Annotated in this window: 16 protein-coding genes and 1 pseudogene; 8 read left to right on the forward strand and 9 right to left on the reverse strand. The window is 65.4% G+C overall.

The annotated features are described in order from the left end of the window. Positions 1-68: 68 nt before the first annotated feature. From G341_RS0102440 to greA, 4 genes and pseudogenes are all read left to right on the forward strand, one after another. Positions 69-1,234 (forward strand): IS3 family transposase gene (locus G341_RS0102440; protein WP_155826735.1). Its coding sequence is split into 2 segments (ribosomal slippage): positions 69-353 and positions 356-1,234, totalling 1,164 coding nucleotides; the frame shifts between segments, so codons are not numbered across the junction. A gap of 33 nt (positions 1,235-1,267) precedes the next feature. Next, positions 1,268-2,473, forward strand: a pseudogene (locus G341_RS20760) (hypothetical protein); the annotation flags it as partial. 182 nt (positions 2,474-2,655) lie between these two features. Further along, on the forward strand, positions 2,656-5,997 hold the full coding sequence (locus tag G341_RS0102455; RefSeq protein WP_018177518.1) for a Swt1 family HEPN domain-containing protein: 3,342 nt from the start codon (positions 2,656-2,658) through the stop codon (positions 5,995-5,997). Between the two features lie 142 nt (positions 5,998-6,139). Next, the gene (gene greA, locus G341_RS0102460; RefSeq protein ID WP_018177519.1) at positions 6,140-6,628 is read left to right on the forward strand and encodes a transcription elongation factor GreA; all 489 of its coding nucleotides are present in this window, start codon (positions 6,140-6,142) and stop codon (positions 6,626-6,628) included. 54 nt (positions 6,629-6,682) lie between these two features. Here greA and G341_RS0102465 read toward each other — a convergent pair whose 3' ends face one another. The 4 genes from G341_RS0102465 to G341_RS0102480 are packed head-to-tail and all read right to left on the reverse strand — an operon-like array spanning position 6,683 to position 10,946. Continuing rightward, entirely contained in the window at positions 6,683-7,171 is a 489-nt protein-coding gene (locus G341_RS0102465) for a GNAT family N-acetyltransferase (RefSeq protein WP_018177520.1), read from the reverse strand. A 13-nt stretch (positions 7,172-7,184) separates the two neighbouring features. Beyond that, positions 7,185-8,384 (reverse strand): threonine ammonia-lyase, encoded by a 1,200-nt coding sequence (gene ilvA / locus G341_RS0102470; RefSeq protein WP_018177521.1) that lies wholly within the window; start codon positions 8,382-8,384, stop codon positions 7,185-7,187. 19 nt (positions 8,385-8,403) lie between these two features. Next, positions 8,404-9,549: a cystathionine gamma-synthase gene (locus G341_RS0102475; protein ID WP_018177522.1), complete on the reverse strand. Its 1,146-nt coding sequence runs from the start codon at positions 9,547-9,549 to the stop codon at positions 8,404-8,406. Between the two features lie 8 nt (positions 9,550-9,557). Beyond that, positions 9,558-10,946, reverse strand: a complete 1,389-nt coding sequence (locus G341_RS0102480) for a cystathionine beta-synthase (RefSeq protein ID WP_018177523.1) — start codon at positions 10,944-10,946, stop codon at positions 9,558-9,560. A 46-nt stretch (positions 10,947-10,992) separates the two neighbouring features. Between G341_RS0102480 and G341_RS0102485 the strand changes: the two genes are divergently transcribed. Together G341_RS0102485 and G341_RS0102490 are read left to right on the forward strand one after the other, a co-directional pair. Further along, on the forward strand, positions 10,993-11,916 hold the full coding sequence (locus G341_RS0102485; RefSeq protein WP_018177524.1) for an SGNH/GDSL hydrolase family protein: 924 nt from the start codon (positions 10,993-10,995) through the stop codon (positions 11,914-11,916). Between the two features lie 51 nt (positions 11,917-11,967). Continuing rightward, positions 11,968-13,191 carry an acetyl-CoA C-acetyltransferase gene (locus G341_RS0102490; RefSeq protein ID WP_018177525.1) on the forward strand — a complete coding sequence of 408 codons (1,224 nt, stop codon included), beginning with the start codon at positions 11,968-11,970 and terminating at the stop codon, positions 13,189-13,191. 64 nt (positions 13,192-13,255) lie between these two features. On the opposite strand, the gene G341_RS0102495 is transcribed toward G341_RS0102490, so the two are convergent. From G341_RS0102495 to G341_RS0102515, 5 genes are all read right to left on the reverse strand, one after another. Continuing rightward, on the reverse strand, positions 13,256-14,089 hold the full coding sequence (locus G341_RS0102495; RefSeq protein WP_026303155.1) for a Bax inhibitor-1/YccA family protein: 834 nt from the start codon (positions 14,087-14,089) through the stop codon (positions 13,256-13,258). Between the two features lie 126 nt (positions 14,090-14,215). Further along, on the reverse strand, positions 14,216-14,941 hold the full coding sequence (locus tag G341_RS0102500) for a TetR/AcrR family transcriptional regulator (RefSeq protein ID WP_018177527.1): 726 nt from the start codon (positions 14,939-14,941) through the stop codon (positions 14,216-14,218). Next, positions 14,938-17,226 carry an MMPL family transporter gene (locus G341_RS0102505; RefSeq protein ID WP_018177528.1) on the reverse strand — a complete coding sequence of 763 codons (2,289 nt, stop codon included), beginning with the start codon at positions 17,224-17,226 and terminating at the stop codon, positions 14,938-14,940. The genes G341_RS0102500 and G341_RS0102505 overlap by 4 nt, the downstream gene beginning before the upstream one ends. 66 nt (positions 17,227-17,292) lie before the next feature. Further along, positions 17,293-18,462 (reverse strand): oxygenase MpaB family protein, encoded by a 1,170-nt coding sequence (locus tag G341_RS0102510; RefSeq protein WP_018177529.1) that lies wholly within the window; start codon positions 18,460-18,462, stop codon positions 17,293-17,295. A 31-nt stretch (positions 18,463-18,493) separates the two neighbouring features. Further along, the gene (locus tag G341_RS0102515) at positions 18,494-19,099 is read right to left on the reverse strand and encodes a TetR/AcrR family transcriptional regulator (RefSeq protein ID WP_026303156.1); all 606 of its coding nucleotides are present in this window, start codon (positions 19,097-19,099) and stop codon (positions 18,494-18,496) included. Between the two features lie 91 nt (positions 19,100-19,190). On the opposite strand from G341_RS0102515, the gene G341_RS0102520 reads away from it, so the two are divergent. Then, a complete protein-coding gene (locus tag G341_RS0102520; RefSeq protein ID WP_018177531.1) occupies positions 19,191-20,309 on the forward strand; it encodes a phosphotransferase family protein in 1,119 nt (372 codons plus the stop codon). After that, positions 20,309-21,430, forward strand: coding sequence for an Rv3169 family protein (locus tag G341_RS0102525; RefSeq protein WP_018177532.1), 1,122 nt, complete (start codon positions 20,309-20,311; stop codon positions 21,428-21,430). The genes G341_RS0102520 and G341_RS0102525 overlap by 1 nt, the downstream gene beginning before the upstream one ends. Positions 21,431-21,514 lie beyond the last annotated feature (84 nt).

The following is a 21,514-nucleotide window of genomic DNA, read 5'->3' on the forward strand; positions in this document are numbered from 1 at the left end:
GGGACTGCTGCACGTTCAGGTGACATCTGATCTGGCTTGCCTCTGGGCGGGCCTGGAAGGATGTTGTTGTGCCCAAGCCGTATCCGAGAGAGTTTCGTGATGATGTCGTGCGCGTGGCCCGTGCCCGCGAGTCCGGTGTCACGTTGGCCCAGATCGCGCGGGACTTCGGTGTTCATGAAATGACGTTGACCAAATGGCTGCGTCAGGCCGCTGTCGATGATGGCGAGCGGCCCGGAACGAGTACGTCGGAGTCGGCCGAGTTGCGGGAGGCGAATCGGCGGATCCGGTTGCTGGAGCAGGAGAACGAGGTCTTGCGGCGGGCGACCGCCTATCTGTCGCAGGCCAATCTGCCGGGAAAAGGCTCTACCCGCTCGTGAAAGAGCTCGCCGCCGACGGTATCCCCGTCGCGGTGACGTGCCGGGTCCTGCAGCTCGCCCGTCAGCCCTACTATCGGTGGCTGGCCGTTCCGGTGACCGCCGCGGAGCTGGTCGAGGCCTATCGGGCTAACGCGTTGTGTGATGCCCACCGTGATGATCCCGAGTTCGGCTACCGGTTCCTTACTGATGAGGCGGCTGCCGCCGGCCAGGCGATGGCCTCGCGCACGGCATGGCGGATCTGCCGGTCCAACCGGTGGTGGTCGAGTTTCGGTAAACCTGGCCGCGGGAAGAATCGCCGGCCGGGCCCGCCGGTGCATGATGATCTGGTGTGCCGGGATTTCACCGCTGATAAACCGAATCAGTTGTGGCTCACCGATATCACCGAGCACCGCACCGGTGAGGGCAAGTTGTACCTGTGTGCGGTCAAGGATGTGTGCTCGGGCCGGATCGTCGGGTACTCGATGGACTCACGGATGAAGTCCCGGTTGGCGGTGGCGGCGATCAATAACGCCGTGGCCCGCCGGGACGATGTGGCCGGCTGCATCGTGCATAGCGATCGTGGCAGCCAATTCCGTTCCCGCCGTTACGTTCACACGCTGAACGTCCATCGGCTGGTCGGGTCGATGGGGCGCGTCGGCGCGGCCGGTGACAACGCGGCGATGGAATCGTTCTTCGCGCTGCTGCAGAAGAACGTCTTGGACCGGCGGCCGTGGGCCACCCGGGAAGAGTTGCAGATCGCGATCGTGACCTGGATTGAACGTACCTACCACCGGCGCCGTCGCCAAGACCGACTCGGACGATTGACCCCGATCGAATTCGAGACCATGATGACCACAGCAGTCACTCAGGCTGCGTGACCAAACTGTCACCTGAACGTGCAGCAGTCCCATATGTTGTCAACCGATCCGCCCTACTACAACAACATTGGGTACTCCGACCTTTCCGACTTCTTCTATGTGTGGCAACGCCGTTCGCTTCAAACTATCTACCCGAGGCTGATGTCGTCGATGCTCGTTCCGAAAGCCGAAGAGCTAGTGGCGAATCCGTACCGCCACGACGGCGTCACTGGCGCGCACACGTTCTTTGAGGAGGGATTCCGCTCGGTCTTTCGCCGCGTTCGCGAGTCCACGCTGCCCGACTTCCCTATTACCGTCTACTACGCCTTCAAGCAGCAGGAATCAAACGCGACCGGGGAGGCGTCGAGCGGCTGGGAGACACTACTGGAAGGTATGGTCCAGTCCAACTGGCGAATCACGGCTACCTGGCCTGTACGCAGCGAGCTCACCAATCGAATGTTGTCGCAGGGGACCAACGCATTGGCCTCCTCTATTGTCCTGTCTCTGCGCCCGCGGCCGCAAGACGCACCAGCCATCGACCGGCGTGGGTTTGTGTCAACGCTGAAAGCGGAACTGCCGCAGGCGCTTCGTGAACTCCAGCAAGGCGCGATCGCGCCGGTCGACATGCCTCAGGCCGCGATCGGGCCCGGTATGGCGGTGTTCTCGCGTTACTCGGCCGTGCTCAATGACGACGGCACCTCGATGACAGTCCGCGCCGCACTTGCCCGGATCAACGAGATCCTCGACGAGGTGCTTGCGGAGCAAGAAGGCGACTTCGATGTCGATACGCGCTTCGCCATCGCCTGGTATCGGCTCAACGGGTTCGGCAAGGGCAAGTTCGGCGACGCCGACAGTATGGCCCGCGCCCGGTCGACGTCCGTCGAGCATATGGACCGCGCCGGGATCCTCACCGCCCGCGCCGGCGAGGTGACGCTGCTGTCCCCCGCCGCGCTCGACGAGATCTACGCCGACACTCCATACGACCCGGCGGCCGACAAGATCATCAGCGCCTGGGAAGTCACCATGCATCTGTCCCGGCTGCTGCAGTCCGGTGGCATCCCCGCGGCCGGCGAACTGCTGGCGACGGTCCCCGAGTCGATCGACAAGGACCTCTGCAAGGAGCTGGCCTTCCTCCTGTTCGCGATCTCCGAGGATCGCAAGCAGACCAAGGATGCGGTCGAATTCAACGCACTCGGCACAGCCTGGTCGGACATCGTCGCGGCCAGCCGCACGGCCGTCACCCAGCTGACCCTGGAGTAGCGGCTCGACGATGCGCGCATCCGGTGACGATGCAGTTGATCGATCAGCTGCATCGTCGCCGAACCGCTGCACCAACAGACGGCCCGCCGCTGATCAGACGGATCGGGCATTACCCGCGCGAGCACGTCACATCAATCGTTAACCTAACGCACAACGCGTTATGAATCTTTGGGGAGAACACAGTGGCACAGACGAATCGGGATCGTGTCGGCAAGGCGATGGAATTGCTGGGTCCAGCACTCGACGTCTTCCTGACCAAGGTGTTTGACGGCGAGCTGCCCGGCCAGACCGACTGGACCGCGCTGCTCGCGGCGAAGGACTCGCAGCAGGGCGGCGGCGCACCCAAGTCATACAGTCGCACCGATCCGCAGAACAGCCTGCGGATGCTTGCCAACAATGTGCCGGGCTCACTGCGCCGTGGGTGGTACCCGTTCGATGAGCACCTGTCGCGCGTCGAGAAGAGTTGGGCCGAAGAACTCCGCGATGCCCGCAACAAGTGGGCGCACAACGAACCCTTCAGCTTCGACGACTGCACCCGCGCTCTTGACACCACCGAACGCTTCCTCAAGGCGATCAACGCTCCCGAAGCCGCCGACCAGGTACGGCGATCCCGCATCGACCTGATGCGACTCGGCACCGAGCGCGAGGACAGCAAAGTCGTGAAGTCCACGGCCACAGCAGACATCAAGTCGCCCGGCCTGCAGCCCTGGCGCACGATTCTGACACCGCACAAAGACGTTGCGAGCGGCAACTTCCATGCCGCTCAATTCGCCGCCGACCTCGGAATGGTCGCCCGCGGCGAAAGCGATGCCGAATACAACGATCCCATCGAGTTCTTCCGGCGCACTTTCCTCACCGAAGGGCTCAAGGATCTGATCCGTCGTGCGGTGGCCCGGTTGTCCGGCGATATGAACGCGTCGCCGGTCATCAATCTGCAAACCAACTTCGGTGGCGGCAAGACGCACTCGATGCTCGCCGTATGGCATCTCGCATCCGGACGGTCACTCACCGAGTTTCCACAAGAGGTTCAGGACACCCTCGGTGTTTCGGCGCTGCCCACGAACGTGAAGCGAGTTGCGCTGGTCGGCACGGAGATTCAGGCCGGCGCACCGAAGACGGTCGCGCCCGGAGTCACCGTCAACACCATCTGGGGCATTCTCGCCTGGCAACTCGGCGGCGCCGAGGCCTACGAGATCGTCCGCGCCGCTGACGAAGCCGGCACCAGCCCCGGCGAGTCACTGCGTGTGCTGTTCGAGACGTTCGGTCCAGCCGCCATCCTGATCGATGAGTGGGTGGCGTATGCGCGCATGCTGCTCGGCACCGAGAATCTCCCTGACGGCACCTTCGATTCACAGTTCACCTTCGCGCAGACCCTCACCGAGCAGACCAAGGCGGTGCCGGGAATGCTTCTGCTGGTTTCGATTCCGGCGTCAGAGAAGATCGAGGACGGCAAGTACGTCGGCGACGAAGAAGAGGTCGGCGGCGAGAACGGCAAGGCGGCACTGAACATGCTCCGCAAGGCTGTCAGCCGCGTCGCCGATCAGTGGCGGCCCGCCAATGCCGACGAGAGCTTCGAGATCGTCCGTCGCCGATTGTTCGAAGAACCAACCGCCGATCAACGCGCCCAGATCACCAATGCAGCAAAGGAACTGAGCGGCTTCTACCAGAAGTATCACGCCGAGTTCCCCAAGGAGGCCGTCGATTCCGATTACCAGGACAAGATCAAGCGCAGTTACCCGATCCATCCGGAACTGTTCGAGCGGCTCTATCAGGACTGGTCGACGCTGGAACGGTTCCAGCGCACCCGCGGCGTGCTACGTCTGATGAATGTCATCGTCGGAAGCCTGTGGCGCAGCGAGGCGAGCGCGCCATTCGTGATGCCGGGCGATATTCCCCTGGACGACAAGGAAGTTTCTCAGGAACTGAACCAATACCTGGATGACAACTGGATTCCGATCATCGATCGCGATGTCGACGGTCGCGACGCGGTGCCGGCCAAGATCGACAAGGAGAACACTGCGCTCGGGGCGCGGCATATCACCCAGCGCCTGGCCCGCACGGTCTTCATAGGTGCGGTGCCCGGCCTCAAACTCCCGAAGAGCACGCACAAAGGACTTGACCGCAAGCGCGTCTTTCTCGGCACCGCGATCCCCGGCGATGTCCCCGGAAACTTCTACCCCGCGCTCAATCACCTCACCAATCAGGCCACCTACTTCTACGGCGCGGACAATCGGTATTGGTATGACACGCATGCCAATACGACGCGATCTGCACGCGACTACGCCGAGCAGCTGCACGCCGAGGATGTCTGGGCCGAAGTCAAGCGGCGACTGAACAATCACCGCAAGCCGTCGCCCACCGGTTTCGTCAACGTGCATATCGCTCCCGACTCCACGGCCGAGGTGCCCGACATCGCCGAAGTGCGGCTGGTGATGCTGCCGGCGAACATCCCCCACGCGAAGGGAAAAGCTGATTCGACGGCTACGGAATTCGCGCGCGAATACATCGACAACGCCGGCTCGGCGCAGCGGATCAACCGGAACATGATCGCATTTCTCGCACCGGACGAGAGCCGCTCCAGAGAACTCGACAGCGGCATCCGCGAGTACCTCGCCTGGAAACATCTGGCCGACAACGCGAAGCAGTACGACTTCACGGCCAGCCAGCTCGAACAGATCAACGGCCGGGTGACCACCCACGACCAGACAGTGAAAGATCGCCTGGCACAGACCTACACCTGGCTCATCACGCCTACGGCGCTGCCGGGACAGAAGTACACGCTCGACATCGCCAAGGCAGACACGAACGAAAACGACTTCTCGGCACGCGCTGCCGCAAAAATGCGTGACGACTCCATCCTTGCCTTGAACCACTCGCCGCGAAACATCCGGCTTCAGCTCGACGGCCCGCTCAAGTCGATCTGGGCCGAGCGCGGCTACATCAGCCTCGGTGAGCTGTGGGGCTACTACGCGCAGCACCCATACATGCCACGGTTGCGCGATCGTTCCGTGTTGGAGGCCGGCGTGCTCGGCGTCTTCGACGATCCCATCGGCTGGGAGGCGGCGACGTTCGCCCTGGCGATCGGCGTTGACGACGGCAAGTTCACCGAGGTGTTCCTGCCCAGCGGCAATCTGACGCCGCCGGTCTCCGATTCACTGCTGCTGATCCGACCGGATCTGGCCCAGAAGCATGTCGACGAGCAGATCTCCGAGATCACCGAGGCCCCTGAGTCCATGGATGGCGCGAGCCCGGACGAACCAGTGCAGCCGCCACCGGTCGGACCTGCCCCCAAGACCCGCTACGTCGGGACCAAGCTGTTCGCGCCCGACGCGATCGCCTCGCAGTTCAGCAACGTTCTGCAAGAGGTGATACAGCAGCTGCAGAGCGTCGATGGCGCTCAGGTCGAGGTGCGGATCGATATCGCGGCGACGGCACCTAACGGATTCGATGAAGCAAAGATGCGCACGGTGAAGGAGAACGGCACTACTCTCAAATTCCAAGACAACGAGTTTTACGCGGACTGATCCGACTCGTTCTGCGACTATTTTCTGGTCCTAAAGAGGCCTGCGCTGCTATCCTGTCTGGAAGCACGGCCTCCATCCTGGGGCCGTGTTGCTGCATTTGGTGCCAACGACGATGTTGGCGCATGTCTGTTAGGAGACCGAGATGACTGAGACGACGTGGTTGACCCCGGAGTCGCACGAGCGGCTGAAGAGCGAGTTGGACCAGCTCATCGCCAATCGGCCGGTCATCGCCGCCGAGATCAATGAGCGCCGCGAAGAAGGCGACCTCAAGGAGAACGGCGGCTATCACGCGGCGCGCGAGGAGCAGGGCCAGCAGGAGGCTCGCATCCGTCAGCTGCAGGAGCTGCTGAACAACGCGAAGGTCGGCGAGGCCCCGACGCAGTCGGGCGTGGCGCTGCCGGGTTCGGTGGTCAAGGTCTATTACGACGATGACAAGAAGGACACCGAGACCTTCCTGATCGCGACCCGCGAGGAGGGCGCGCAGGACGGAAAGCTCGAGGTCTACTCGCCGAGTTCGCCGTTGGGTGCCGCACTCATCGATGCGAAGGTCGGCGAGACCCGGGAGTACGCCGTGCCGTCGGGTGCCACCATCAAGGTGACGCTGGTCAGCGCGGAGCCGTACCACTCCTGAGCCAGGCGTTCTGAAGGCCCGGCCGCCCAGGCGGCCGGGCTTTTTGCGTGCGCGTCAGAGATCGCGCTGGAGATACGCCATGTCGACCCAGCGGTCGAATTTCCAGGCGATCTTCTGATGCACACCGACCATCTCGAAGCCGAGCGCGGTGTGGATACCGACACTGGGCTCGTTCGGCATCGTCACCGCCGCGACCGCGCGTTTGAATCCGCGTTCGGCCAGCCGGTCGAACAGCGTTGTGTACAAAGCCTTTCCGGCTCCGGTGCGATGCCGATTGAGGTCGATGTAGATGCTGACCTCGCAGGCGTACAGGAATCCGGCCCGACCGCGGTACGGGCCGCCATAGGCGTAGCCGAACACCGTGCCGTCGTCGTCCTCCACGACGATCCAGTCGTGCGTCGCCAGTGCGGCCTCGATGCGTCGGGCCATCTCCACGACCGAGGGCGCGTCGTATTCCAGCGTTATCGGCGTCTCTATGACATACGGGGTGTAGATGGCAGCGCATGCCGCCGCGTCGTCGATGCCGGCCTGCCTGATCTTCATGTCAGCCCGATCCTCATGACAGCACGTATCCCGCCCGATACAACGCCTCGTGCACCGCTTGCTTGTGCTCGGGACCGCGCGTCTCCAGACTGGCGGTGACCCGCACCTGACCCAGCGGCAGCTCGCCGGACACGCGCGAATGCACGACGTCGATCACGCTCGACCCCGTGTCCCGCAACAACTCCAGCAGCGCCACGAGCCCGCCCGGCCGATCGGGGATATCGACGGTGATCGTCAGATACCTTCCCGCGGACTGCAATCCGTGCGTCGTGACATGCGACAGCAGCAGCGGGTCGATGTTGCCGCCGGACAGCACGACGCAGACCTGGCCGTCGAGCCGCAGCTCGTCGATCTCCATCAGCGCCGCGACCGCGACCGCGCCGGCCGGCTCGACCAGTAGCTTGGCGCGTTCCAGCACCAGCAGCAACGCTCGGCTGATCGCCTCCTCCGATACCGTGACGATCTCGTCGACCAGCTCCGAAACATGCTGGAACGTCACGTCTCCCGGCCGCGCAACGGCGATGCCATCGGCCATCGTGTTCATCTCGGCGACGGGTGTCGGCGCACCCGCGGCCAGCGAACCCGGCCACGCCGCAGCCGATTTCGCCTGCACGCCGATGAGCCGCACCCCCGGCCGGGTCAGTTTGACCGCCGCCGCGATGCCCGCCAGCAACCCACCACCGCCGAGGGGCACCAGGATCGTGCCGACATCCGGCAGCTGCTCGAGGATCTCGACACCGACCGTCGCCTGCCCGGCCACCACGTCCGGGTGGTCGAACGGGTGGATCAGCTCGGCGCCGGTTCGATCGGCGAATTCTTGTGCCGCCCGCAGGCTTTCGTCGATGATGCTGCCGGTCAGCACCACTTCGGCGCCGTAGCCGCGGGTCGCCGCGACCTTCGGCAGTGACGCCCCCTCGGGCATGAATACCGTCGACGCGATACCGAGTTCCGCCGCCGACCAGGCCACGCCCTGCGCATGGTTGCCGGCACTCGCCGCGACCACGCCGCGCGATCGCTGTTCGTCAGTCAGCCCGGCGATCCGTAGATATGCGCCGCGCGGCTTGAACGACCCTGTGCGCTGCAGGTTTTCACACTTCAGCCACACATCGTGGCCGCAGCGCTCCGACAGCGCCCGCGACGCCACCACCGGCGTGCGTCGCATCACCGGTGCGAGCGCAGCGACAGCTCGATCGAGATCGTCAGCGGTCAGCATCAGCCGTCCCTCTCCACGATCAACGCAGGGCGTTCTCCAGGTCACCGATCAGATCGGTGGAATCCTCGATGCCGACCGACAGCCGCACCAGGTTGTCCGGCACCTCCAACAGCGAGCCGGCGGTGGACGCGTGCGTCATCGCGGCCGGCAGCTCGATCAACGACTCGATGCCGCCCAGCGATTCGGCGAGAGTGAAAAGCTGTGTGCCCGCGCAGAACTGCTCGGCCGCCTCGCGTCCACCGGCCACCAGCACCGACACCATGCCGCCGAACCGCTTCATCTGGCGCGCCGCGGCGTCGTGGCCGGGGTGCCCGTCGAGGCCCGGATACAGAATCTTCTCGATCTTCGGGTGCGTCGAGAGGAAATCGATGACCTTCTCCGCGTTGTCCGAATGCCGATCCATCCGTACCGCCAGCGTCTTGATGCCGCGCAGCGTCAGGAACACGTCGAACGGTCCGGGCACGCCGCCGGATCCGTTCTGCAGGAAGGCGATATCGGCATCGAGCTGCTCGTCGTTGGTCAGCAGCGCACCGCCGACGGTGTCCGAGTGGCCGCCGATGTACTTGGTGGTCGAGTGCAGCACCACATCGGCGCCGAGCGTGATCGGCTGCTGCAGATACGGCGAGGCAAAGGTGTTGTCCACCACCAGCTTCACGCCGGCGGCGTGTGCCACCTCGGCGATGGCGGCGATGTCACCGATGTTGAGCAGCGGGTTGGTCGGCGTCTCGATCCACACCAGCTTGGTGTTCGGCCGGATCGCGTCACGGATCGCGGCCGGGTCCGTCACCGGGGCCACCGAATACTCGATGCCCCACTGCGAGAACACCTTGTCGATCAGCCGGAAGGTGCCGCCGTAGGCGTCGTTCGGGATCACCAGGTGATCGCCGGGGCGCAACGTCGCGCGCAGCAGCGCATCGGTCGCCGCCATGCCCGACGAGAAGGCCCGGCCGTAGGCCGCGTTCTCGAGGGCGGCCAGGTTGTCCTCCAAGGCCTTTCGGGTCGGATTGCCGGTGCGCGCGTACTCGTAGCCGCCACGCAGTCCGCCGACGCCGTCCTGGGCGAAGGTCGAGCTGGCATAGATCGGCACGTTGACCGCGCCGTTCTCCTTGTTCGGCTCGTAGCCTGCGTGAATAGCGCGCGTCGCGAAGCCCTGGGGGTTATGCACAAATACTCCTAGCCTGCGGTGTTGACGAAGTTGAGCAGATCGTGGCGGGTGATGACGCCCACCGGCTTGCCGTCGGCGACGACCATCAATGCATCGGACTCGCCGAGTGCCTTGGTGGCGACCGAGATCGGCTCGCCCGCACCGATCAGCGGGAACGGCGCGCCCATATGCGCCGACACCGGATCGGCCAGGCTGGCCCGGCCCTCGAAGACCGCGCTGAGCAGGTCCCGTTCGGTGACCGCGCCGGCCACCTCGCCCGCCATCACCGGCGGCTCGGCGCCGACGACCGGCATCTGCGAAACGCCGTATTCGTTGAGGATCCCGATCGCGTCGCGCAGGGTTTCGGTCGGGTGCGTGTGCACCAGATCAGGCAGCTCGCCCGACTTGCCGCGCAACACATCGCCGACCAGCTTCTCCTGAGTCTCCTTGCCGGACAACGGGGTCCGCAGGAAGCCGTACGATGCCATCCACTGGTCGTTGAAGATCTTCGACAGGTAGCCGCGGCCACCGTCGGGCAGCAGAACCACGACGACCGCATCCGGGCCCTCGCGCTCGGCGACGCGCAGCGCGGCCACCGCGGCCATCCCGCACGAACCACCAACCAGCAGTCCCTCTTCGCGCGCCAGACGGCGCGTCATGTCGAACGAATCAGCGTCGGAGACGGCGATGATCTCGTCGGGAACCGCCGGGTCGTAGGCGGTCGGCCAGAAGTCCTCGCCGACGCCCTCGACCAGGTACGGCCGTCCGGTGCCGCCGGAGTACACCGAGCCCTCGGGGTCGGCACCGATGATCTTGACCTTGCCGCCCGAAATCTCCTTGAGGTAGCGGCCGGTGCCGGTGATGGTGCCGCCGGTGCCCACGCCCGCGACGAAGTGCGTCACCTTGCCCTCGGTGTCGCGCCAGATCTCGGGTCCCGTTGTCTCGTAGTGACTGTCCGGACCACCGGGGTTGGAGTACTGGTCGGGTTTCCACGCCCCGGGAATCTCCTGCACCAGGCGGTCGGAGACGTTGTAGTACGACTGCGGATCCTCGGGCGCCACCGCGGTCGGGCACACCACGACCTCGGCTCCGTAGGCGCGCAACACATTCCGCTTGTCTTCGCTCACCTTGTCGGGACAGACGAAGACACATTTGTAGCCGCGCTGCTGCGCGACCAGCGCGAGGCCCACGCCGGTGTTACCGGACGTCGGCTCGACGATGGTGCCGCCCGGCTTGAGCGCTCCGGACTTCTCGGCGGCGTCGATCATCTTGACCGCGATGCGGTCCTTGGAGCTGCCGCCCGGATTCAAATACTCGATCTTCGCTGCGACGAGTCCCGAGCCGGGAGCCGTCACCGAATTCAGCTTGACCAGCGGGGTGTCGCCGATGAGGTCGACGACATGATTGGCGATGCGCATGCACTCCATCGTCCCAGAAGCACGTAAACCCGCTACCGTTGGCATCGTGCGGAAGGTTCCAGCGCGTCTGCTCAAGGATGTCGCGACCGCCACGGCCGCGACCGCCGGCAGTGCGGGCGCCGGCTGGGCGGCATACAACTACCTCAACGGTCAGGCGAAAACCGCACGGACGGTGATCCCCCACCGCACCGACAACGCACCCAATGGCGACGGCATCTACGAGCCCGGCGGAGTCGGCCCCCTGAAGGTCGGCCGCGACGCGCATCCCGACATCCACCTGATGATCTTCGGCGACTCCACGGCCGCCGGGCTGGGCGTGGACAACGCCGACGAGACACCGGGCGTGCAGCTGGCCCGTGCGGTCGCCGAGGAGACCGGAAAGCGGGTGCGCCTGAGCACCAAGGCCATCGTCGGCGCCACCTCCAAGGGGCTGTCCGGCCAGGTCGACGCGATGCTGATCGCCGGCAACAAGCCCGACGTGGCGGTCATTCTCGTCGGCGCCAACGACATCACCGCCGTCAACAATCCGTGGGCATCCGCGCGCCGGCTCGGCGACGCGGTCGAGCGACTGCGCGAATCCGGCGCCACCGTCGTCGTCGGCACCACCCCCGACCTCGGCGTGGTCAAGGCCATCCCGCAGCCGCTGCGCAGCGTCTTGCGGGAGTACGGCAGGCGCCTCGCCCACGCGCAGCGCACCGAGGTGCTGCGCGGCGGCGGCCATCCGGTTCCGCTGGCCGACCTGCTCTCGCACGAGTTCCTGCAGGCTCCCGACCGGATGTTCTCCTGGGATCACTACCACCCGTCGGCAGCCGGCTATGAGCTCGCTGCCAAGACGCTGCTGCCCGAGGTGCTGGTCGCCGTCGGCGAATGGGGCACCGGCCCGGTCCCGGAACCGCCCGAGGTGTCCGAGGTCGCCGAGAACAACCGTTGGGTGGTACGGGCCCGTCGTCGACTTCAGGGCAACGAGTAGCGTCAAGCTGCGAAGACTCAACTGATTGTCTGATTCACACAAGGAGTAACCATGGCTGAGGCCGTCATCGTCGCTACCGCACGCTCGCCTATCGGGCGCGCCGGCAAGGGGTCGCTGAAGGATATGCGTCCCGACGACCTGTCTGTCCAGATGATCGAGGCGGCCCTGGCCAAGGTGCCGGAGCTCGACCGCAAGGAGATCGAGGACATCCACTGGGGCATCGGTCAGCCGGCCGGCCAGGGCGGTTACAACATCGCCCGCGTGCTGGCGGTCGAGCTGGGCCTGGACACCGTCCCCGGCGTCACCGTGAACCGCTACTGCTCGTCGTCGCTGCAGACCACTCGGATGGCGCTGCACGCGATCCGCGCCGGCGAGGGCGACGTCTTCATTTCCGGTGGCGTGGAGAGCGTTTCCAGCTTCGGCATCTCCGGTGGTGCCGATGGCGCGCCGAACTCCAAGAACCCGATCTTCGACGACGCCCTGGCGCGCACCGAGAAGACCGCCGAGGGCGGCGCCGGCAAGTGGACCGACCCGCGGGAGCAGGGCCTGCTGCCCGACGTCTACATCGCGATGGGCCAGACCGCCGAGAACGTGGCGACCTACACCGGCATCTCGCGCGAGGATCAGGATCGCTGGGGCGTGCTCAGCCAGAATCGCGCCGAGGCCGCCATCAACGCCGGCTTCTTCGAGAAGGACATCACCCCGGTCACGTTGACCGACGGCACCGTCGTCAGCAAGGACGACGGCCCGCGCCCGGGCACCACCTACGAGAAGATCTCACAGCTGAAGCCGGTCTTCCGCCCGGACGGCACCATCACCGCCGGCAATGCGTGCCCGCTGAACGACGGCGCCGCCGCCGTCGTCATCATGAGCGACACCAAGGCCAAGGAGCTGGGCCTGACCCCGCTGGCGCGCATCGTCGCCACCGCGGCGACCGGCCTGTCGCCGGAGATCATGGGCCTGGGCCCGATCGAGGCCATCCGCAAGGTGCTCAAGCTCGCCGGCAAGTCGATCAGCGACATCGACCTCGTCGAGATCAACGAGGCCTTCGCGGTGCAGGTGCTGGGTTCGGCCAACGAGCTGGGCATCGACCACGACAAGCTGAATGTCTCGGGCGGCGCGATCGCGCTGGGCCACCCGTTCGGTATGACCGGCGCCCGCATCACCTCGACGCTGATCAACAATCTGCAGACGCATGACAAGCAGTTCGGTATCGAAAGCATGTGTGTCGGCGGCGGCCAGGGCATGGCGATGGTCCTGGAGCGCCTCTCCTGATCTGAACTCGGATACGAGAAACGCCCCGGCCGATCGGCCGGGGCGTTTCTCGTCGTCTCAGTTGCTAATTGTTGCTGTTGAGGTAACTCAGCAGGCGCAGGATCTCGATGTACAGCCACACCAGAGTGACGGTCAGGCCGAGCGCGATGCCCCACGCAGCCTTCGACGGAGCGCCGGCGCGGATGAGCCGGTCGGCGGAGTCGAAGTCGAGCATGAAGCTGAACGCGGCGAGGCCGATGCACACCAGCGAGAAGATGATCGCCAGCGGACCGCCGTCGCGCAGCGGACCGGCACCGCCGGAGAACAGCGCGATGATCACGTTGCCGACGGCCAGCACCAGCACGCCGATCATCGCGGCGATCATCATGCGGGTGAAACGCGGCGTGACACGGATGGCGCCCGTCTTGTAGACGACCAGCATTCCGGCGAACACACCGAACGTAGCCAGGATCGCCTGCCCGATGAGGGTCCCGGCAGAGACATCCTTGACCATGAAGTTGGCGATGACGAACGAGATGGCGCCGACGAAGACGCCCTCGAAGACGGCGTAGCCGAGGACGATCGCGGGATTGTCCTGCTTACGACCGAAGGATGCGACCAGCACCAGCACCAGGCCACCGATCATGCCGATCAGCATCAGCGGTGTGGCCAGGCCGACGTTCTGGTGGATGACGCCATAGCTGACCGCCGCCGCCGCGATGAGCACCCCGAGGGTGATCGCCGTCTTCTGGACGACGTCGTCGATGGTCAGCGCCCGCGTAGCCGCGGGGGCCTGCTGATACTGCTGCGGGGCCTGCTGTTGCTGCTGCCACATTGCCGCCTGCCCGGCCCCGGCTGCGCCGGCACCGAACCCTGCATAACCACCGGCGGGCTGGTTATCGCGGACAACGCCGCGCATCACCGGGTTGCTGCTCTCACGCTCACGCACTGTTCCGGAACCTTTCTCAAAGGACAGTTGTCTGTACCTGTCTGTCGACCAAGTATCTGCCCGTTCAACGAGTGAAGCGCGGCACTGGTTCCGACTTTACCTTTTCTTGACCTTTTCGGCAGCGGCCGCCGCGCGCTGCTGCTCGACCCACTGCGCCGCCTCGGTCGGCGTCGGGTCGCCGCCGAGCAGGTCGACGACCGGCTGTCCGATGCAGACGGCCTGCAGGACGGAGTTGGCCAGCGCGAAATCGTCGCCCCAGGGCAGATACGGTTTCGCGATCATCAGCGCCGCCACCCCGTGTGCCGCCGCCCAGAGCTGCAGCACCAGCGGCAGCACGTCGCCCTTCGGGTAGTAGCCGATCTCCATCGCCTCCGACACCTTGTCGGCGAACTGGGCGAACGCCGACGACTGCAGCACCATGTCGGTCGTCGACTGCTCATGGCTGATGCTCATCGTCGCCAATCGATAGAGCTCGGGCGTACCGACCGCGAACCGGATGTAGGCCATGCCCTGCGCGGCCAGCGCCTCCAGCGGATGCTCCATCCCTGCGGTCGCTTCCGACAGGACGTCGTTCAGCTGCTCGAAGTATCGCGTGCACACCGCCTCGATCAGCGCGTCCTTGTCGGCGAAGTGCCGATAGATCGACGGTGACGTGACGCCCACCTTGCGGGCGACCGCACGGATCGACACCGCGTCGGCGTCGCCGTGTTCGAGCAGCAGCTCGGTGGTCGCGTCCAGGATGTCGGACCGCAGCGTCTCACCCGAGCCGCGCGGGCTGCGGCTGCGCTTCGCGGACTGTCGGGTGGATTCGGTGACGCTCATGGGCCGGTGGTCGTCAACTTCTTGTCGGACGCCGCTGCAGCGGACGCGGGATCGGATTCGGTGGGCTCTTCGCTCAGGCCGATGCGATCGTGCAGGCGGCGCAGCGGCTTCGGTGCCCACCAGTTTGCCCTACCCGCGACCCGCATGAACGCAGGAACGAGAAGCATCCGGACGAGTGTCGCGTCCATCAACACGGCGATGGTGAGCCCCACCCCGAACATCCGCATGAACGAGACCTGCGAGGCGATCAGGCCGGCGAACACGATCGCCATCAGCAGCGCCGCCGCCGTGACGACCCGGCCGGTGCGGGCCAGACCGTACGCGACGGCGTGATCGTTGCCTTCGCGGGTCTTCGGCCCGGCGAGCCATTCCTCCCGGATCCGCGACATCAGAAACACCTCGTAGTCCATCGACAGCCCGAACGCGACGCAGAACATCAGCGCCGGCATGTTCGCGATGAGATAGCCGGTCGTGTCCACACCGAAGCCGCCCAGATGGCCGTCCTGGAAGATCCACACCAGGGCGCCGAACGTGGCCGTCAGCGAGAAGACGTTGAGCACCAACGCCTTCAGCGGCAGCACCACGCTGCCGGTCAGCAGGAACAGGAGGATGAAGGTGGTGACGGCGATGATCCCGAGCACCAGCGGCAGCCGGTCGATGATGCTGTTGACGTTGTCGACATTCTGCTGCGCCAGACCGTTGAACATGGGCGCGACACCGGCCGGCGCCGGCACGTCGTGCAGGGCGTTCAGCTGATCCTTCCCGCCGGTGGAGAACGGATCCAGAGTCGTTGCCACCGTCAGGAATTCGGACTGCCCACTGCGCGACGTCGGATCGCCGGGAGCGACATCGCGACCGGCCGCCACCGTCACGTCCGGGCCCGTCACCGATGTCACGCCCGCGATCTGCGACAACCGCTGTTGGTATGCGTGCACGTCATTAGCCCTGCCGCCCGAGGCGGGCAGAACGATCGTCACCGACGCAGATGCGTTTTGACCGTAGTCGTTTCGCAGGTCATCGCCGACCTGATGCGCGGTCGCCGACGCCGGCAGCACCCGGTCGTCCGGGTAACCGAACTTGATGCCGATGAACGGTGCGCCCAGGACCAGCAGCAGCGCGATCACCGCGACGCCCACCGGAATCGCATGCCGCAGCACGAAACTCGTCGTCCGATACCACATCGATTCCTCGGGGCGCTTGATCTTCGGCTCGGGCCGGCCGAGCAGCCGCCGGATCGGGCGTCGCAGGTCAAGGCTGTCGACACGGTCGCCCAAAAGTGCGAGCACGGCCGGCGTGATGACGATCGCCGCCACTGCTGCCAGCGCCACGACACCCAGGCCCGCGTAGGCGAATGAGCGCAGGAAGTACATCGGGAACACGGCCATCGCCGCCATCGACAAGCCGACCGTGACCGATGAGAACAGCACGGTGCGGCCGGCGGTCGAGATCGACTTCACCAGCGCCGCATTGCGATCGAGGCCGTCGGCCACCTCCTCGCGATAGCGGTTGATGATGAGCAGCGAATAGTCGATCGCCAGCGCCAGGCCCATCACCGTCGTGAGGTTGAGCGCGAATACCGATACGTCGGTGAAGGCGGTGAAACCGCGCAGGATGGCCGCGGTTCCGACGATGGCGAAGGCGCCGGTGATCAGCGGCAGCAGCGCCGCGACCACCCCGCCGAATACCCAGATCAGCAGGAGGAAGCTGATGGGGATGGCGATCATCTCGGAGATCTGCAGGTCTTTGCTGGTCTGCTCGTTGACCTGGGAGTAGACCATCGCCTGCCCGCCGACCTTGACCGTGAGATCGCCTGCGCTGGAGGTGAATCGATCATGCAGGCGTTGCGCGTTCTTGGCGGCATCCTTGTCGCCGCCGCTGACGTTGGCGACGATCAGCCCCGAATGCCCGTCCCGGCTCTGCAGCGCGGCGGCCGCTCCGGGCGTGTCCCACAGCGACAGGATCGGCTGCTGCACAAAGGAATAGCCGCGCAGGCCGGCCGCGATCTGCTGGGCCTTCGCCCGCGCCTGTTCGTCGGCGACGATCGGACTCGCCGCCGAGTCGGGCTCCGAGAGCTCGATGACGACCGGCAGCCCGCCGCGGCCGAAGGTCTTATCCAGCAGGTCGACCGCCCGCGATGACTGCGACCCCGGGTCGGCGAAGCCGCCGGCCGCCAGGTGCGAACTCACCTGGGCGCCGAACACGCCGCATAACAGCAGCAGGGCGAACGCTCCGAGCAGCACGCGCTTGGGTGCGGCGATGACAGTTCTGGCGATCCGAGCCAACATAGTGCTGCTCTCTTCCGCTGACGGGTGAGCGATCAGCGTTAAGTTAACAACGTTACGTTAACGGCGTCAACCCGCCATGGCCTGGTCGTAATCGAGGCCGAGGCTGCCGAAGGTGAATCGCAGCTCGCGCTCGATGACCTTCTGGTCGGCGCCCAGCAGTCCCGCGGTCCGGGCGAGCTCCCGCGCGCGGACAACCGGGCGAACCGCGTCGACGAGGTGGTGCAGCGGCGTGCGGGTCAGGCCCGCCTTGTGCGCGAGCGCCGGCGGCAACCACCGGGTCGACGCCGACTCGAAGATCGTCGCGAGCGCCGGTTTGAGAGTCGCGTTCAGCGCCATGGTGATCGGCGCGGGCAACCCGGCTCCGATCTGGAATCCGTTATGGAACAGGGCCGAGGTCAGCTCCTTGGACGTCTCGTCCGGTTCGAAGTTCAACTCGTTGGCGACGTCGAAAAGCTGTTGTGCGTCTTTGAGATTCGTGTGCAGCAGTTCCTCGTCGACGCCTATCACCCAGCCGATCCAACGCCAGAGTTGCGCGATCGCCTCGAGTTCGGCTCGCGAATAACGGATCCCGAGGTCCTTGCCCACCCGCAGCGGCAGCGTCAGGAATCCGCCGGAAATGGTGAGGGCACTGTAGGTCTGGTTGATCGGCTCGCCCCAGTCCGTGACCGACCAGCCCGCCTCGGTGATGCAGAAATGCCGAACCATCGCATGGATCAGGCGGATTCGCACCGTGTCCGACCAGCCGCGCCGCCCCGGCGCCATCAGCCCGGGCGCGGTGGCGACCGCAACCCATTGGCCCGTACGAACCAGCCGATTCAGCGTGCCCTCGGTCAGCTCGCCGGTGGCGGCGACCGACCGGGCGAACGCCGGCGATTGGTAGCCGTAGATCAGCGACTGGTACAGCGTGGATTGCTGCAGGCTGCCGAACCGCCAGAGCGCCTTGGCCCCCGCGTCGACCAGGCTGGGCTCATACCAGGCGGGCGGCGTCGCGGCCGCATCCAACAACGCCCTGAAAGCCGCCGGCGCCTGATCGATTCGTTCGTCGGGAGCCTCCAGGATGTGCAGCAGGTCGCGCCAGTGCACCCCGTCGGTGTGCATCTCGTCGATGACCGCCTGGGCGAGCGGGTCACCACGCAGGACGCCGGCCGTCAGCCGATCGACGACGTCGGGATGGAGCTCATGCACTTCGTCCCAGTTGTCGGCGTCGAGGATCGCTTTCGGATCAGGCGTGGCCATACCCCGATTGTGCGGCCGGTGAGACGAAATTTCAAGAACGTCTCTCGGCAAGTCCACCCATGATGAATCGGGAGAAATGCTCCCGCACGGCCTCGGGTTTCGACAGATCGACGGCTGTCACCGGCAGCACCTCGATACTCATCAACCCGCGGATGATCCAGTCGGCGGCGGCCTCGGTCGGCAGGTCTGCGTCGACCTCTCCTCGCGTCTTCGCCAGCTTGATGCGCGGGACCCAGAACTCGACCGATCGCTGCATCAGGTCGTCGCCGCAGACCTCGAAGACCAGCTCCAGCAAGCCCGAGGTGTGCATCGTCGGGTCCAGCTGATCGGACCACCGGCGATGCTCGCTCAGCGCCGCCGCCGCCGCGCCGATCTCATCGCGCAGTGAATCCTGCTCCCCCACAGCAACTCCGAGCATGTCGATGAATGCCGATGCCATGTAGCGGACGCCGACGTCGATCGCATCCTGCTTGCCGCCGAACCAGTTGTACATCGTGCCGCGCGACACCCGGGCCTGGTCGGCGGCCGCCGACAGGCTGAAGCGCTGCAGGCCGAGCCGCATCAGCGTCTGCGCGACCGCGGCCACGAACCGCTCGGGCACTTCGCCCCGCGGACCATTCGTCGGAACCAATCTCACTTTGAACACTTTTGCCGATAGTGTTCAATGTGTCAAGATCGTGACGGGCGACACACTCGCGACCGGCAACCCCAGAAGAGGACAGGCACCAATGACAGATGGCGACTACACCACCGAGGCACAACAGGCCAGACCATCGGAATCGCAACGCGACCCCGCCTACCTGCAGGAACGTCTGCAGAAATGGCTGGTCGGCAAGCATGCCGACGCCACGGTCACCTCGGTCGAACTGCCGTCGGCCAACGGCATGTCCAGCGAGACCGTGCTCGCGGACGCCACCTGGGGTGGCGAACAGCACCGCCTCGTCGTGCGGGTCGCGCCCCTCACATCGTCGGATCCGGTGTTCCCGTCCTACGACATGGACGGCCAGTTCAAGGTCATGGAGTACGTCGGCAAGACCACCGACGTGCCGGTTCCGACCTGCTACTGGTCCGAGTCGGATCCCGAGCCGCTCGGCGCGCCGTTCATCGTCATGGGTCGCGTGGACGGCCTGGTGCCGCCGGATGTCATGCCGTACACGTTCGGGTCGTGGGTGATGGATGCGACACCGGAACAGCGGAAGACGCTGCAGAACAGCGCGATCGGGATTCTCGCCAAGGTCCACACGGTGCCCGCCGACGACGCCCCCGGCGTCCTTCGACCGGAGCCCGGCGAGACCGCGCTGGCCTCGAATATTCGCCGGTTGCGCGAGTTCTACGACTGGGCCAGCGAAGGCAACCGACGGGCGCCGATTCTCGACGAGGCGCTCGACTGGGTCGACGCCAATATGCCGAAAACCGATGCAGCCCTGTTGAACTGGGGCGACGCCCGGATCGGCAATGTGATCTTCCAGGACTTCGAGCCGGCGGCCGTGCTCGACTGGGAGATGGCGATGCTCGGACCCCGCGAGCTGGATCTCGGCTGGACGATCTTCCTGCACCGATTCTTCCAGGACCTGGCGGAGCTGGCCGGCATGCCCGGGCTGCCCGACTTCATGCGCCGCGCCGACTGCGAAGCCGAGTACGAGCGGCTCACCGGCCACAAGCCCGAAAACATGGATTTCTACACGGCGTACGCGGCCATCGTGCACGGCGTCATCATGTACCGAATTCAGGTACGCGCCACCGAATTCGGCATCTCGCCGGCACCGGAAGACCCGAACGACATGATCTTGCATCGATCCACCATCGAGAAGATGCTCGCCGGAACCTATTGGGAGGGAATCAAATAATGACGCTGTCCAAGATGGACGACTATCCGCTGCACCAGGTTGCGGAGGTCATCCGGCACGTCGAAACGTCCGATCGGAACTTCTACGACCGGTACTACTTCAACTGCCACAACGCGACCGCCGACGCGCCGTTCGTGGTGATCGGCCTGGGCGTCTATCCCAATCTCGGGGTCGTCGACTGCTTCGCCGCCGTGCGGTACCGCGACGATCAGGTCGTGTTCCGCGGTTCGCGGGCGCTCGGCGCCGACCGCAGTGACACGTCGGTCGGGCCGTTCAAAATCGAGGTGATCGAGGGACTCGAGAAGCTGCGCGTGACGCTGGAGCCCAGCGACGACTACGACGTCAGCTTCGACATCACCTGGGACGCAGACATTCCGGCGGTCCTGGAACCGCGGCACTTCTACCGACAGATCGAACGCGTCACCTTCGATACCCAGCGTTTCGCACAGACCGGCTGGTGGTCCGGCGAGATCACGGTCGACGGCGACCGATTCGAGGTCGACCCGAAGTCGTGGCGCGGCAGCCGCGACCGATCGTGGGGCGTGCGCCCGATCGGCGAGCCGGAGCCGGCCGGACGCCGGGCCACCATCTCCGGCACCTTCTACTGGAACTACGTGGTGATGCAGTTCGAGGATTCGTCCATCGTCATGATCATCCAGGAGGACCAGCAGGGCCGGCGAGTCATGGACGACGTCACCCGGGTGTGGAAGGACGATCGCGACAACGAGTGGCTCGGCCATGTGACACATGATGTTTCGTTCATCTCCGGAACGCGAGATGTTTCGGCGGCCAAGCTAACGTTTACCCGCCCTACCGGCGAACAGGTGGTCGCCGACGTCGAGATCATCCAGCCGCACTTCTTCGGATTCGGCTCCGGCTATGGGCTGGAACAGGATTGGCGCCACGGAATGTGGCAGGGCGACCTTGTCACCGGTGGGCTGCGCTACAAGGTCGATGAGCTCGACAAGATGCTGAAGCTGTTCTGCCCCACCGAATATCTCGCCAAGTTCACGTTGCACGAGAACGGCGAGACGAAGATCGGCTACGGACTATTCGAGTTCGGCGCCATTGGTCCACACGATCAGTACGGATTCAAGGAGTTCATCGACGTCGCTCCATAAGAGCGCCGAAACAGCGAGGGGTCGGGCGCTGCGAGTTGGACGAGTCACTCGCAGCGCCCGATAGGCTGTACCGCGGCGCATCGC

It is taken from the genome of Jongsikchunia kroppenstedtii DSM 45133, from assembly GCF_000380485.1.
GTDB lineage: Bacteria > Actinomycetota > Actinomycetes > Mycobacteriales > Mycobacteriaceae > Jongsikchunia > Jongsikchunia kroppenstedtii.